A 15,057-nucleotide genomic window follows, 5' to 3' on the forward strand; every position below is an offset into this window, starting at 1 on the left:
AAAAATTTTCATATAAATTGCCTTCATGAGTTGGCGTGAGACCTGCCCGGTCTCAATACCCTTCCTTCCCGGAAGCCCCCAACTCTATTTTTTTTGCCTGTTTTTCCTGATGATATAATCGTTGTTCCCATCCCACTGCAAACGAACGAAGCCATGCAATGATCGGATTTCAAATTCTGCATGAAGTTGGAATACGCTTAGCATCTTGTAATAACGAAGAAAACGGTCATCACCTGAATTATATTTCCCCATCACATATGCAGCCATATCTGCCAACTGCAGTCCGCCAATAGTATTTGAAACCCCCATCAGCGGGCATTTTCGCATTCGCGTATTTTCTTTCATTCCTGCCAGATAATTGACTACAGCGACCGCAATTCCTTCTTGAGCGCTCACCCTTTGATCAAAAACAAGCTGGCATCGCTTTCCCTTGGGGATGGCCGAATTGATGCGAACGCAAAGCTCTTTAAATGGGCGGGAAAGCTTTTTCGGATCGGGCGCAAGCAGAGGTGGCTTTTTGTCTCCATAAACCGAAATACTGATCAGTTTCAGTCCGGGCGCATGCAGGGGAACCCATGCAAACACCTCGTGGGCGATGGCCAGGTTTTTCGAGAACCCATGCTTTTCCTGCATTTTAAAACTGCTATTTGACAGCAGGGAGGTTCCCTTTAATTCTCGCGTCATATCGCGGGCGTGCTCAATTCCATAATATTTTTTTCGCAGGTGGAATAACTGGCGGTTCAATTTCTCAAAAATATCTTCGGGTCCAACAATAGCCGCAAGCACACCGAGATGCTCATCTTCATTTTTTTGCCAGCTTTCATCGACGTAACACCACATATCAGCCCCATATATATCAGTTTAGTCCTGCCGATATTCGTTTTAAAACGAATGTCGCGAACAGCAAAGAGGATGAAGAGATAACTGCCAGCCCAATTGCGGACAAAAACAGACCTCCCACCCACGCCAAACTTAAGTCATCACGAAATATCCACGCGACGAGCACACTTAAAACAGAAACGGAACACCATCCAATGCCAATATTTCGGCGATATTCTAACCGCCAAAAATCAGGCCAATCATACAGGGCCTTATTGCTGCCATCCTTCGGCTCGGTCATTTTAAAAGCCAGAAAAATAGAGCTCCCACAGAGCGAAATCGGGAGAACAGGCATCCAAGTGGTTACGTCATCATGTTCCAGCAGGTTTGCTCCAACGTAAACCAGCCACAAATCCTTCCAAACAAAAAGGCAAGCTATCAGAGCAAGCAAGAGAAGCTCTGGAGAAACTAATAATATCCGAAGAATCTCTAAAGACTTTCTCATTCGCCATGCTCCATATGCCGATCCGCCTCGATCCGGTCAAAAATTGCACAAGCCTCATCGAATAGGTCCACTGGGTCGGGATCGCGATCAAAGGCAAAGTTACGGTTGGTTTCAGAGGTCTTAATCGTAACCCTTTCCCGCCCCTCCTGGTAACCCTGAACCAGCCCCTCACCGTAGCCGTCCGCTGCCATAAGAATTGCGGCATCACCAATTGGCAGGGGTTCCGGAGGAAGATATGGCACAGTGTTTATTTGGCTCACAACTTTCTGCACATGCATTGGAAGATCAGTGTTCAGCGGGGCATCATCGCCAGCTTGTTCCCGAACCAACATACTATCAGAATTTCGACTATCTACATAGTCCTTCAAAGATTTCCACAATGGCCCGAAGAGCGGGTTGGGCGGATTTACTTTGGCGTTAATTTTATAGATGCCCTTCAGTTTGCTGAGTTTTTCTGCAAACGTCCGCAAATCGGAGATCAGGTTTACCGTGCAATCCACAAAGAAATCATCGTAAGTATTTGAGATAATATGGGAGAAACGATAGCCAAACTGATGTTCTTTTATGTGGTTGGGGTGGGTCGTAAAAATAATTCCAGAATACTTCGGAATGTAGATAAACGTGCTCGACGCAATCCGAAGGTTCGGCTCCATCTGTATCGCTTCCTTCTTTGCATCTGGATCGGCAATAACGACCTCTCCCTCCGGATGAAATTTGCTTAACTTGGCAAAGACAAAATCAATCTCACGAATATGGTACCTCTGTGCATCAAAAAAAGACCAGCCCTTCCCCCACCACTCAATAGGCTTCGGATTCAATATCGCCTGAATAATTTTCTCAGAATCAAGTTGTCCGCCTTTTGCTACGCGCCCCATGTAATATGTAACCATACTGCCCATATTAGTCCTTACTCCCCGTCCGATATTCCGCTTGCGCCTCCGCAGCCAGCAGGGCTGGCTCCCCGTCCATATCATATTCGCAGTTCACGCATTCCGCCTCGTCCCGCACATCAATCTTGCCCGTCACCGCCGCCGAGATCAGGGCGGTGCGCCGTTCCTTCATTAGCTCAATGGCCTGCTTTGCTTTTGCACCAAGACGATCAAGCTTTGACGTCTCAGCTTTGATAAACTCCATAATGGCATCCTGCTCATAACGAGGGGGAACAGGAACCTTTACATATTGAACCTCACTGCAGTTTAGATGGGGATGCATGCCTCCTGTGCGGATCGAGTAAAGCTTTGAATAGCCATAATGCGACTGAAGAACCTCTGACAGGAATCCCCCAGAAATAACACCTTTTCTCGGAGCGAGAATTATTAAGGCATGACAGTTGTAACCTTCTTCGTTATTGGAGACCAAACCGACATCACCCGTTCCTGCACCAGTTTGAACAATTAACACATCACCCTCGCGCAGGATGGATTTAGAATGAGCATTACTCCATTCCTTGCGAACAAAGTATGCATCGTCAAAGTTAACCACTCCTTTTTTGATGTGAGTTGCCTGAATGTAAGGGACGCCATTCTCAAAAAGAATCCCTCTTGTCGGGCCGACATAACCATTTGTGATTTTGGTAGTAGATCTTGAAATCGTTCGTATATCCCAATGCTCTGGAATCTCGCCGAGCCATTCGATGCCTGAGTCTTTCATGGGGACGTTGGGGTTTAGGCCTTTGGTGACGGCGTGGGAGATGACGGCCTGACGCTTTTCCTTGAGCAGCTCGATCATCCGCTCCTGCTTCCCGATCATCCGGTCGATCTTCTCCGTCTCCCGATCCAGAAACGATGCGATGGCCCGTTGTTCGGAAAGTAATTCTGGCCATGTAATCACACACGACTCGATTTGCTCGGAGCTTATGTTTAATTGAGCCGTTCCGGTTGCCGACAGAAAGACCTGCTCCTTGTATTCTCTGGACTGAATAATATACCACAAGAAATCAGCATCAATGGTATGCACAAAAAAGCGACCGACTCGCTGATTCAAAGCACAGGGAAGATCAAATTTTTGAACTCGTGCGATATTTTCAATACTTCCAGACATACCCAAAACAATATCTTTGTCATTAAGGTAGAACTCTGGCCGAATGAGCTTATCAGAAACTCTCACAGGTGAATCTAAGTTTAGTAAGCCCTTAGAAAGGTTGTTCATTCGGACAATGGGTATGCCGCTACTCGTTGAAAAATCTTTCGACTGAAATGCAAAGCCTGCTTGCAGATTAGCTGTACGTTTAATTGCACCAATGACCCAGCCTTCAGGCACTTTATCTAGCCACTCAACCCCAGAAGGTTTGTATTCCAAGTATGGTTTATAGCGAACGCTCACGAATGCACCTCCCGCAGCAAATCCATGATTTCTGCGGTAACGGCGTCGAGGTCGGCGTCGATTTCTTCGAGCGGGCGCGGCGGGGTGTATTCGTAGAAGTGGCGATTGAAGGGGATCTCATAGCCGACGATGCCGACCCGTCCGTCTTTTTCATCCTTCTTGCTTTCATCGATCCACGCGTTCGGCACATGCGGCAGGACTTCGCGCTCAAAGTAGGTTTGGATATCTTCGGAGAGCGGGACGTTTTCGTTGTCGCGCAGGTCGGGGTTCGGTTCGGGGTTGCCCTTGGCGTCGGTGCAGATTTCGGCTTCGTCGTCGTGTTCCCCAAGGTGTTTGAGCAACAGTTTTAAGTTTGAGGTTTTAAGTTTTAGGTCTGACGGACGGAGTGCCTTTTTCAGGTCTTTGGCGAACGCGTCGCGGGATAGATAGGCCTTTTTGAGGCTTTCCAAGGCCTGGAGGACGGCCTGCTGCAGATCGGCGTCCCATTTGTTCCACGCTTTGTCGGCCTGCAGGGCGTCGAGGCGGTCGGCGTTGTGCGGCTCAATGCGCAGCTGCAGGGGGCGTTCGACGGTGATGCGGCGATAGCCAAAGTCGGTGGTGTTGAAAATCTTACAGACCTTGGAGGTCTCGTTGCTGCCATAGAGGCGGACGATTTCTTCAATCTGCTTTTCGCTGATCGCCTTGCGCTTTGAGCCGAGCGATTTGCGCATGGGTTCGTGCATGTCTGTCGCATTGATCAGCTGCACCTTGCCTTTGCGTTCGGCGGGCTTGTGGTTGGAGAGCACCCAGATATAGGTGGCGATGCCGGTGTTGTAAAACATGTCGGTCGGCAGGGCGATGATGGCTTCGACCAAATCCCGTTCCAGCAGATAGCGTCGAATCTCGGACTCACCGCTGCCTGCACCGCCTGTGAACAGCGGAGAGCCGTTCAGGATGATGCCGATGCGTGAACCGCCTTTCTTGGGGTCGCGCATTTTGGAAACGAGATGCAGCAGGAAGAGCAGCGAACCGTCGGACACGCGGGGCGTACCGGGTCCGAAGCGCCCGCCGTAACCCTTGATCTTCTGTTCATCCTTCACGACCTTTTCGATCTTTTTCCAGTCCACGCCGAAAGGCGGATTGGAGAGCATGTAGTCGAAGGTTTCGGCATAGAGCTTGTCGTCGGACAGCGTGTTGCCCAGCTTGATGTTTTTGACGTCCTGCTCTTTGACCAGCATGTCGCCTTTGCAGATGGCATAGGATTCGGGGTTGAGTTCCTGCCCGAAGCCGACCAGCCGCGCCTGCGGGTTGAGTTCGTGCAGATATTCCATGCCGGCGGAGAGGAAGCCGCCCGTTCCTGCGGTGGGGTCGTAGATCGAGCGCACCACGCCCGGTTTCGTCAGTACGTCGTCATCGCCTGCAAATACCAGCGAGGTGGTGAGGCGGACAATATCGCGGGGAGTGAAGTGTTCCCCTGCGGTTTCGTTGGAGGATTCCGCAAAGCGGCGGATCAGCTCCTCAAAGATCAGGCCCATTTCATAGTTCGGCACGCTGGCGGGCGACAGGTCGATATTGGCAAACTTATTGGCCACCACATAAAGCAGGTTGGCTTCGTCGAGCTTTTCAATGAACTCCGAAAAACGGAAGTGCTCAAAGATTTCCCGCGATGCAGGGCTGAACGACTGCACATAGGTTTCCAGATTGTCCAGCACCTGGGTTTCGCCCAGTGTACTCAAATCCATCGGGGACGTGTTGTAGAAGCTCAGCCCCGCCTTATTCAGCAGAATCTTGTCCGCCGCGTCGGGACTCATCTTCGCGCATTTTTCAACCTGCTCCAGCACCTTGGCCTTCGTCGGTTCCAGCACGCACTCTAAACGCCTCAGCAGCGTGAACGGCAGAATGATCCGCCCATACTGACTCTGTTTAAACTCTCCCCGCAGCAGATCCGCCACCGACCAGATAAACGCCGGCATCTTCGAAAACTTGGTATCCATACTCTAAAATCCCATCATGATAAATTCACAAACATCTTATAAGGATTCCAAAGCGGCATCAAGCCAAGCGGAAAAAATAGCGGAAAAAAATAGCGGAAATCAGGCGGCATCACGCATCAGGCGGAAACAGCGTACCCCTCCTCCAGCGGGGGGTTCCATGCCTGGCGGGAGCGAACGAATGCTCTATGTGCGGAAGTTTATTTTCCCCGCACAAAGCCTCTTTTCAACGCTCGCTCCTGCTCCCGTTTTTTTCCGGGTGTGGCGAGATTAAAAAAGCACAAAGATGACATCCATCTCACCGAACCGGATGGTCTGCCCATAGATACTCCGGATATCAATCTGAAGATAGCGGCCGGTTTCCTCTTGTTTGAAGCCGATCTTCTGCGTTTTCTTTCGGTCTTCCTCGTTCAGCGTCATGACCGTGGAATCATTCGTCAGCAGAACCGAGGTAAGCTGTTCCGGATCATTGCCCATTCTGATGGAAATTTCTTTCAGATTGGTGTCGGTGAGCGAAACGCCTTGTAATTTGGTGGCTTTACCCAGATCAATCGTAATGAAACCTGAGCCATCAAATTTTCCGTTCCAGTATGTTCCGTGATCCCCGTCGATCGCTTCATAATGCGAGTTGTTCCACTGATGACTCACCCCCTTCATGGATGCCCCGAGGTTTGCCAGCATGGAGGAATTGCTCGAATATTCCAGCGCATCCGAAAGGGCCTTCAGGTCCAATTCAGTAGAAGGAGCAAAGGCGTCGCTGTTCATATAACCGAGTATGGAACTCAGCAACTGTTTTGCCGCGGGATCCTTATCCTGCAGCCCAATCAGATCCGCCATACAGAACAGCATTTTTCCCGGTCCGACTTTGTATTCCATCATAAAACCGAGCCGTCGGTTTTCATTCCAGTCATCGATCGGCTGAACAATCATTCCGCCCTTTGGCAGGTTCTGCATCACCAGCCCATAGGAGTTCTTTAGAATATATTCCCAGTTCCATGTCGTGTGGTTTTTCGTCGGGAAATTCCGGAAGACAGGATGATCGTCATCAATCAACGTACCCAGCGTAACCCGGTCTTTATTATGCGAGAACAGAAACAGATTCCAATATACCGGCTCAAAACTTGTGCGTGGATGAGCCAGGCTGAACTCATTCGGCATAAACAGAACCGATTTTCCAGCCTTAAGCGCGGCCTCCAGTTCTGCATCCACCTTCCGGCAGACCACCACATGACCGGGATCCGTATCCGGCTCGTCTTCGCAAACCATAAAGTTCCAATCATTGGAAATTTCCGTATCTTTCAGGCGCAGTATCAGCGAATAAACCGCCGGAGCCTGCAGCTCATTCAACGCGGTCCTGATTGAGCCTATTTTATTGCGCCCGCCGGTTATTTCCAGTCCCTGGAAAACACCGGACTTCAGCACGCTTCCGGCGGCATCCCGAATTTCCCAAATCAGCGTCTGATTCTCCAAAGACTCTTCACCGAAATAGGCGTAGACCACCGGCACATCGAGTTGATCTGAATTTTTATAGACATAGGAGCGCATCCGCGCCAGCGGCACACTCCAGTTCCAATGTCTGGAAAACTCTTCTTTGGTCAAATATCCCTTCTCCTCCAGAAAAGCATCCAGATAGCCGACCAGCGAAGTCCCCTGCCCGGTAAAATCGGAAATACCCAGCAACTGCGTTCCGGCAACCCCCTCGGATGCCAGTGCCGCTTCGCAATCTTCTTTATAGCAAAGGGCCTGCAGTTTTCCGGAGGCATACAGGAAATCCTTCCATTGCGGCAGCACACCGTTTTCTTCAGCCTGCTCCTGAAAAATTTCAAAATTTTTCGGTTTCAGCGGACCGGTATATTTTTTCATTTCATCAAAATTCGGATAGGCACACCACTGCCCCGGTTCATGCTGAATGAACGGATTTTTATGCGGCGAATGGTAGCCCTTTCCTTTCCATCCTCCCGGGCCGCGCGGAAATGCGACACAGGTGAATTCATCCTCTTCCGTCTGAATGGTATTGGCCGCTCCGGTATGCAGCATACGCGAGTCAAAGGCCTTCATTTTCCGGGTCAGTTCTGTAAGAAACGGCTTATTGTTACCGGTGCGCCACGGCTCATTGCCATGCGTAAAAAAACAGAACGACGGATGATTTCCATATTCATCAATGATCCGTTTTCCCTCTTCTTCCACCCAGTTCCCAAACGCGGGATTGGAAGGATCTCCCCAGATATGAATTTCCGGCATCAGATACATCCCCAGTTCATCAGCCGCCTCAAATGCGGCTTCCGGCGGACACCAGGAATGGAATCGAACATGATTAATACCCGACGCCTTCATGGTTCCAAAATGGTCCAGCCAACTCTCCTTGTCCATCGGCGGATATCCGGTTTTCGGGAAAATACAGCAGTCCAGCGTTCCGCGCATGAAGGTTTCATGACCGTTTATCAGAAATTTTGTTCCCGCGGCTTCAATATTCCGGATGCCCACCTTCAACGCTTCCGTTTCGACTCCCCACTTTGTTTTCAGATCCACCTTCAAATCATGCAGCACCGGATGAAACTCGCTCCAGAGTTCCGCATCCTTTTCAAACTGAACCTGAGTGGTATAGGTCGTCATTCCCGGGGTCAGATTTAATTTTTCCGCATCCTTTCCCACTCGAACAGCCACGCTCTGAGCGGAACCGGTATCATTCATAATCGATACGTTAATATCGGCCGTACGGGTTTTATAGTCCGTGGTCACATGCACCTTTTTCATATAAACCGGACTCCGCCAATCCAGCCGGAGCCTGCCGATCATCCCGTTCCATGCACCCTGCGTTTCATCCGAAACACTATGTGCACGACTCCCCACCGGAAGCAGCAGGGTATTATTGATCGTAATGACCAGATTATGGTCTCCGGCCGGAATATCGCGCCCCAGATTATAAACATGAGGAACCCCAAGCGAATTATTCGAGCCGACCTTTTTCCCATCCAGCCAGACGGTCGATTCCCAATGCGGACGCTCCAGCGTCAGAATCAGATCTCTTCCTTTTGCAGCCCCCTTCTCCACCGTCAGGGTTTTCTGATACCAGGCATCACCGATAAACCGGCGTTCCGGCTGCAGAAAAAACGGCACCTTGATATTTCCGGGCACCCGGTATTGATCATATTTTTCTGTAAACCAGAGGTGCTGTCCGGAAACCCCCATCCATTCGGTATCGACGCTGACCGGACTTCCGAAACCTGCATTCTGCAATGCATCCGGCAGATTTATTTTTTCAGGAAACCCCGTCTGATTAAACCACTGCTCCTGTTCACCCACCGGATACTTTTCATCGTCCAGTCGGATCGTCCAGGTACCCGACAAATCAGCTCCGTTTTCCCCCACGGCCGCTTCGGCATTTCCTTTTGCGACCGGCGGGATATATGCGGGTGCATACTCCGGTTTCCTGAATCCGTCGGAAGCGAGAGCTCCCACCATCACAAGCAGCCCGGTAATCGTTGTTTTTTTCATCTTAAATTCTCCAGAATTTCTTAATCCGCATGTTTCGTTTCTATCGTTTCCATCCTAAATCAATCGACTTCCTGATCACCTTAAACGGCGCCGTCAGACGGACGATTAACTGAATCCGGCATAAGCATTCATCGCCCCGCCGTTATCCGATATAAACAAGCCCCGTGTTTTTTCCCGCAGCCCGTTAACAAACCGTTTTTTCGTCAGCAATACGCTCCAGCCCCTGATCCGCCAGCGAAATCAGATGCTTCATTTCCGCCTGCCGGGTCTGATCCAGATCATCTTCAAAGACCAGCAGCAGCGGCAATGACGTTGCAAAATAATCGATCGTTGCGGACTTGCTCATTTCACGTTCCGCGAATGTCTTTAGATCGGCAAACAAAGCTTCCGCCTCCTGAATCCGCCCGAGTTCCACCAGTGACAGACCGCGATAATAGGAGAGCTCGGAATGCTCCGTCACCGCCATGGACTGGAAATCGCCCGCTTCATTTGCACTGGCCTCGAACTGATCCACCGCTTCCGCCTCACGACCGAGAGCACGCAGCGCTTTCCCCTTCCAGTAGTTCACATCCGCTTTGGCCTGCAGCAGATGATAGGCTTCGCCCAGATTTTCCGGGGGCTGCATCGCCCGCTCAAAATGTTCAAGCGCCTCTTCCGCATTCCCGCGTTCAAGCGCCGACCGCCCGAGAAGCAGTCGTGCGGTTGTATACTGTTTCAGCACTTTGCCCTCGCCGCCTTCCCAGGGATGGAACCGACGGTTTAAAACAAGATCCAGTGCCTTTTCCGGCTGCCCCGTCGCATTGAACAGCTCCGCCAAAGCCACCGAACAGTCGTCCCGTTCGTCCACCAGGGCACGGTTTGCCTGCAACGTGTTCAGGCGCTCTTCCGCCGAATCACCCAGCTTTGCACGAAGCTGATCAAACTCAGCAAAAATGCGTGCGTCCGACGGAGCCAGCTCCAGTGCCCGAAGATAAGCCGTCCGCGCCGCTTCGCCGTCATTACGAACGTTCCAGTACGCAATACCGAGGTTGCGATACGCCGTCGCAAAACCCTCGATCTTTTCCCAGCAGGCTATCGCATCTTCATACCGTTTTTTATCAAAATAATAATTTCCCAGCCCGTAAGCCGCGTTGCGGTCGGGCAGGCGGGACGCCTGCGGTACGGTTTCTGCATCACTTCCATGCGTCACGGCCCACTCCAGCGTCAGCTGATCCTGCAGCCGTGACGGGAACATATAGTCCGGCGACAACGCACGCGCTTTTTCCAAGGTCTGGAAATCGTTCTTCAACCGGGCCAGCGCATAGTGCGTCAGCTGCGATGTTGAAAGCGGGTTCGGTACCGCTACGTGCTGAACGTCATGAGCATGATGCAGTTCCAGCACCTGAATGGCTTCGTCCACAAAACCGGCATCGGCATAATCATACGCCACATCCAGCACCGTCTGTGCATCGTTGCGGGTTTTCGCAAGGAAACCGGCAATATCGCCGGAAGCATGCCGCGCCCAGTGATCGAGCGGATCGGTTTTGAGCAGCGCTTTCAGCTCTCGGGAACCATCCTTCCCGAGCTTATTCATAGCCAATGCTTTCAGCACCAGCGCTTTATTGTTCTGCCGGTTGGTATCGAGCGACGCCTCGCAATGCTCCAATGCTTTGAAAAATTCACCTTTTTTACAATCGAGCATCGCCAGTTCATAATAAGCCGCCGCGCGCCATTCATAGTTCCAGGTTGATTTATAAAAAGCGGCATAAGCCTCTTTTTCCAACCCCTGGAAACGACGGACCAATCCAAGATAGTAGTGCGCCTCGCCGGTGTATGGATTCGGATGACGGCGGGTCAGCCGTTTGATGGCCGTTTCAAAATAAGTCGCCGCTTCGTTCAGCAAGCCCTGATTCAGCTTCCGGCGGCCGTAGGCTATATTCGTGCGCACATCCGCCGGATCGCGGCGCAGAATTTCATCCCAGTAGATTTCCGGATAGCGCGTTGGATGCCGGTTCTGTTCCAGATGCTCCGCCGTCAGGTAAAGTTCCTCCACCGTCTGGATCTCCTCCGGCATCGGCGGTTCTGTGGCTACATCACGTTTACGCTGCTGCTCATCCACCTCAACCGGCCGATAGGCAATAAAACCTTCCACCGAAAGTTCCAGGGATTGGAAATCATCTCCAACGAATTTGAAAGCCGGCCGATGCCAGGGCTGATCCGGCGACAGATCAACAGTTTCTTCCAGCAGCACCGTTTCCCCGGCACGCAGCACAATCCGGGCGCCATCTATCCTGCGGGAAGCCACCGCACCGAGGTCCAGCGAACCGTCCCCATTCCGCACCAGACGCACAGCCGCATCCTTTGTGGCATTCTGCACCGGGCCGATCTTTTTATAGGGCCACCAATATTGCGAAAAGGTCTTGGTTTCGTACGGCATCAGATAGGTAAAATCCGGTTGGTTGTCGGTATAGACTCCGGCCATCAGCTCAACATACGGCGCCGCCCGGCCGGGCGGGCCGATACGATCCGTCAGCTCCCGATCCCACGCCCAGCCGAATTCCTCGTTCCCCCACGTCCACTGTTTTTTCCCGGGGGAAATATGCTTATTGGCCACATGAATGAATCCGCCCTGTGCATCATAATCGTAACCGCCGAAAAAATCGAAATCCGTATCGCACACCATATAGCTGGTCGGCACCGGAATATTTTTATACCAGCTCAGATCATTGGCTCCCGGACGACAGGCATAATCGACACCGTAATAATCGTTCTCCGCAATCGGAAAAGAACTCTGCGCCCGCACAGCGTGATCAGCCACATAATGCACGTCGGGCGGGAAGAAACTCTGATAGTTATCGTGCACTTCGGCCGCCACATTCGCCCACCACAGAAACGTCTGCATGAACGGCGTACGATTATAAATCCGCGCTTTCAGCTCAATCAATGCGCTGTCCGACTGAATCCGGATACCATGCATTCCTTTCATTCGGTTGAGCGGATCGTGTTCCGACATCCAGACCGTACGCGCGCCGCACGCTTCTTCTTCAATTTCCACATCCGTCGGCATGTAGGTGCCGGGGCGATGATGCTGCGGCCAGTTGAATTCCACGCCCCCGGAAAGCCACGGCCCGGCGAGCCCCACGAGCGCCGGCTTGATTTCCTCCTGCCGGTAAAAGAAATCGTAGTCGTTATTCACCTTGTCCTGCCCCAGAAAAATACGCCCGCCGATTTCCGGCAGCATCACCAGACGGACATAATTATTTTCCAGATGAACCGCATCATATTTCTGCGGTTCCGGTTCATCAAAAACCTTATCGACGAACGGCACCGGATAGACCTTGCCGCACGACCCCTGATACACCCGCTTTTCGAAAAACAGCGGATTCTTTTCCGGTTCTCCCAATCCGTACGTCAGGAGCGTTAGTGTTTCCCGTTTAGCTGATATTTTACTCATTTCTTTTTCCGTTTTTCTACGAACTTTTCTATGAACTGACGATCGCCCTCTTCAGCGGTCAGTGCCGGCGTATTCACCGGATAATCATTCATCTTTTTTTCCAGCATAATGTTCAGGTGAACCGGCTGACCTTTTTTCAAAAAGATCTTCCTCGCCATGTTTTCACCGATTGACGGTTTCAGCTCGGCCTTGCCTTTAATCGTTTTAATCCCCTGCCGCACCACCAGCGTAACCCACTGATCCTTCTGCGAAGTTATCGAAACCGAGACCTGTTTTTTATTCAGATCCCATTGCAGCACATTTACCTTCGCCTGCGTGCGGGTCAGAATCCCTTCAATGGATCCGGACGGAAGTTCAGGCAACCAGGCGGGCAGCAGTTCAATCACCCCGGGATTGGAATAGACCAGCGCCTCGGAAAGCAGCCCCGGCAACCCGCAGAGCACATCCGTATTCGGACACCACCCGGGATTGTGTCTGGTAACCAGATTCGGCTGAATAAAGTCGTAGCGCATCAGCCGGTTGAGATTCAGTTGGAACAGTTGAGGATATTTAGTCCGCGCCGCGCAAAGCGCACGGATGGCAAAGTTGTGCCCGGACCAGTCCTGCGGCAGCCTTTTTTCCAGCGCCACGCGCATGGCTTTCATCATTTTCGGATTCTTTTCCCAGCTCAGCTCATGCGCCGGCCAGACCGGATAACTGTGCGACATATGACGGTGATCATAGTGTTCCACATAACCGGGGTAGGTCCATTCCTGAAAACCGCCCTCGTCATTCACGAGATATGGGGGAAATTTTTCCAGCATTGCTTTAAGCTGTTTTATGCGTTCGGGTTTGATGCCCAGATTTTCATACGCTTCGATGGTATTCGAAATCATCTGCTTTGCCGCCGCAATATCCTGAACGGCATTAATCGTTTGCTGCGGAAGATGTTCAGGAGAATAGGATGGCACAAACATCAGCTTTCCGTTTTCGTCGAACTCAGTCAGAAAATCTTCATAGAACAGAACGCTTTTCTCCATCAGGGGCAACACGTGTTCCTGCAGAAACGCAGTGTTCCCCGAGACCAGATAATATTCATATAATGGATAAATCAGCCAGGCCGCGCCGGCGGTCCAGCAGTGCCCCGGCCACTTCCCGAAATGCGTGTGATAATTTTCGCGCCCGGCCGTCCGGGCTCCCGACAGGATACCCCGGCAGCCGTAAATATTTTCGGCATTCACTTCCCAGCTCGGTGCAATTTCTTCGATCAGATTCAGATAGGCCTTAAGTGCTTCCGGCATTGCGCAGGTATTTGCGCCGGACATCTGCTGATTGATATTGGTGTCCAGCGTCCAGTCGCCCGACCAGGCCGGCTTATGTGAGCCGTTCCATATTCCCGTCAACGGCGGCGGATAGTTTCCGCTCGAAGACAACAGTGCATAGCGTCCCATATTGAACATCTTTTGAAGCAGTGCCGGGATAATCTCTTTCGACTCAGACTGCTTCTGAATCAGTTCTTCGGAAGAAAGATAACGATCATCCGATTGATCGATATGCAGCGCCACCCGCTTCATCGCGGCACCATGCAGTTTTACATGCCGGGCCAGCAGCGTTTCATAATCCTTAGACAGTCCGGAGAGCTCAGTCTGCATCGCCGGGATTTCGGATACTGAAAAATCATCCAGATCCGTGATGCGTGTCAGAAGCAGAATGCGCCTGGCTTTCAGACACCGGACTTTATCGCCGGGCGTTTCAACCGTTCCACCCTCACAGATAATCCGCGTGGTTCCTTCATAGCCCCGCTCGGTCTTTTTATATTTACAGCGTGCCGTCAGCCATTGTTCTGAATAATCCGTCGCAATTCGGGCCATATGGTCCTGCAGCCCCTGCCACTGATCCACCAGCTTGAGATCCATACTGACCGGACTTCCATCCGGAGATTCAAACAACTGCACAATCACATTATCCGCGCGGGAAACAAAGGTCCTGTTGATCCACCGGCCTTTTTTATTTTTATAACGAACCGTTGCTTCACCCGTCATAAAATCGACCGTGCGCAGATAATCGGAAACAGCACCGGCATCCTCCCGCGTAATGTGCATGGTATAGGCCGGATGGTAGGAGGGGGTCAGTACAATCTCCGGATGTCCGTTCTCTGCCATGACTTCCCGCCAATACAAAAGTGCCTGGCTGTTTTTTCCTGCTTTCATCATCCGGCGCACTTTCGGCAGTGCGCTGGAAATTTCCGGGGTGATTGGACGGGCATCAAACAAGGGCCGAAACAACCGCTCCTGATTGAAAACAACCTTCTCGTCATAAGGCTGTCCAAGAATCGAGGCTCCCATCACTCCATTCCCCGTCACAATACCGCTGTCCCAGCGCGTTCCGGGCTTCGTACTGCACATCCCGGGCAGGTTCACAACGGCCTTGCGCTGCTCCAGCGGCAACGGTTCCACATCCAACGCGAAAGCATTGCCTGCAGTTAAAATCAAAGCGAACAGCAAACATTTCAGTCTGTTATTTTTCATTACAAC

General features: G+C 51.5%; 8 protein-coding genes. All 8 read right to left on the reverse strand.

Annotation, left to right across the window (positions count from 1 at the left end; all coding sequences use genetic code 11):
• Positions 1–84: 84 nt before the first annotated feature.
• The 8 genes from EGM51_12410 to EGM51_12445 all read right to left on the reverse strand — a co-directional run bounded on the left by EGM51_12410 (position 85) and on the right by EGM51_12445 (position 15,051).
• Positions 85–840 carry a DUF3800 domain-containing protein gene (locus EGM51_12410; GenBank protein ID QBG48155.1) on the reverse strand — a complete coding sequence of 252 codons (756 nt, stop codon included), beginning with the start codon at positions 838–840 and terminating at the stop codon, positions 85–87.
• A gap of 16 nt (positions 841–856) precedes the next feature.
• Complete coding sequence (locus tag EGM51_12415; GenBank protein ID QBG48156.1) at positions 857–1,324, reverse strand: hypothetical protein; 468 nt, start codon at positions 1,322–1,324, stop codon at positions 857–859.
• A complete protein-coding gene (locus EGM51_12420; GenBank protein ID QBG48157.1) occupies positions 1,321–2,223 on the reverse strand; it encodes a hypothetical protein in 903 nt (300 codons plus the stop codon). The genes EGM51_12415 and EGM51_12420 overlap by 4 nt, the downstream gene beginning before the upstream one ends.
• A gap of 1 nt (position 2,224) precedes the next feature.
• A complete protein-coding gene (locus EGM51_12425) occupies positions 2,225–3,622 on the reverse strand; it encodes a restriction endonuclease subunit S (protein QBG49309.1) in 1,398 nt (465 codons plus the stop codon).
• Positions 3,623–3,642: 20 nt separating this feature from the next.
• Entirely contained in the window at positions 3,643–5,619 is a 1,977-nt protein-coding gene (locus EGM51_12430) for an SAM-dependent DNA methyltransferase (GenBank protein QBG48158.1), read from the reverse strand.
• A gap of 267 nt (positions 5,620–5,886) precedes the next feature.
• On the reverse strand, positions 5,887–9,111 hold the full coding sequence (locus EGM51_12435) for a hypothetical protein (protein ID QBG48159.1): 3,225 nt from the start codon (positions 9,109–9,111) through the stop codon (positions 5,887–5,889).
• A 184-nt stretch (positions 9,112–9,295) separates the two neighbouring features.
• Entirely contained in the window at positions 9,296–12,544 is a 3,249-nt protein-coding gene (locus EGM51_12440; GenBank protein QBG48160.1) for a DUF5107 domain-containing protein, read from the reverse strand.
• Positions 12,541–15,051 (reverse strand): glycoside hydrolase family 95 protein, encoded by a 2,511-nt coding sequence (locus tag EGM51_12445; protein ID QBG48161.1) that lies wholly within the window; start codon positions 15,049–15,051, stop codon positions 12,541–12,543. Before EGM51_12445 ends, EGM51_12440 begins: the two co-directional genes overlap by 4 nt.
• Positions 15,052–15,057: the final 6 nt, after the last annotated feature.

The sequence above is a fragment of the Verrucomicrobia bacterium S94 genome, from assembly GCA_004299845.1.
Classification (GTDB): Bacteria; Verrucomicrobiota; Kiritimatiellia; order Kiritimatiellales; family Pontiellaceae; genus Pontiella.

What these genes read in the sequence shown, in the direction of transcription:
- EGM51_12420 (QBG48157.1), bottom strand. Translation starts at nt 2,223, where the DNA reads ATGGGCAGTATGGTTACATATTACATGGGGCGCGTAGCAAAAGGCGGA.
- EGM51_12415 (QBG48156.1), bottom strand. Translation starts at nt 1,324, where the DNA reads ATGAGAAAGTCTTTAGAGATTCTTCGGATATTATTAGTTTCTCCAGAG.
- EGM51_12445 (QBG48161.1), bottom strand. Translation starts at nt 15,051, where the DNA reads ATGAAAAATAACAGACTGAAATGTTTGCTGTTCGCTTTGATTTTAACT.
- EGM51_12410 (QBG48155.1), bottom strand. Translation starts at nt 840, where the DNA reads ATGTGGTGTTACGTCGATGAAAGCTGGCAAAAAAATGAAGATGAGCAT.
- EGM51_12435 (QBG48159.1), bottom strand. Translation starts at nt 9,111, where the DNA reads ATGAAAAAAACAACGATTACCGGGCTGCTTGTGATGGTGGGAGCTCTC.
- EGM51_12430 (QBG48158.1), bottom strand. Translation starts at nt 5,619, where the DNA reads ATGGATACCAAGTTTTCGAAGATGCCGGCGTTTATCTGGTCGGTGGCG.
- EGM51_12440 (QBG48160.1), bottom strand. Translation starts at nt 12,544, where the DNA reads ATGAGTAAAATATCAGCTAAACGGGAAACACTAACGCTCCTGACGTAC.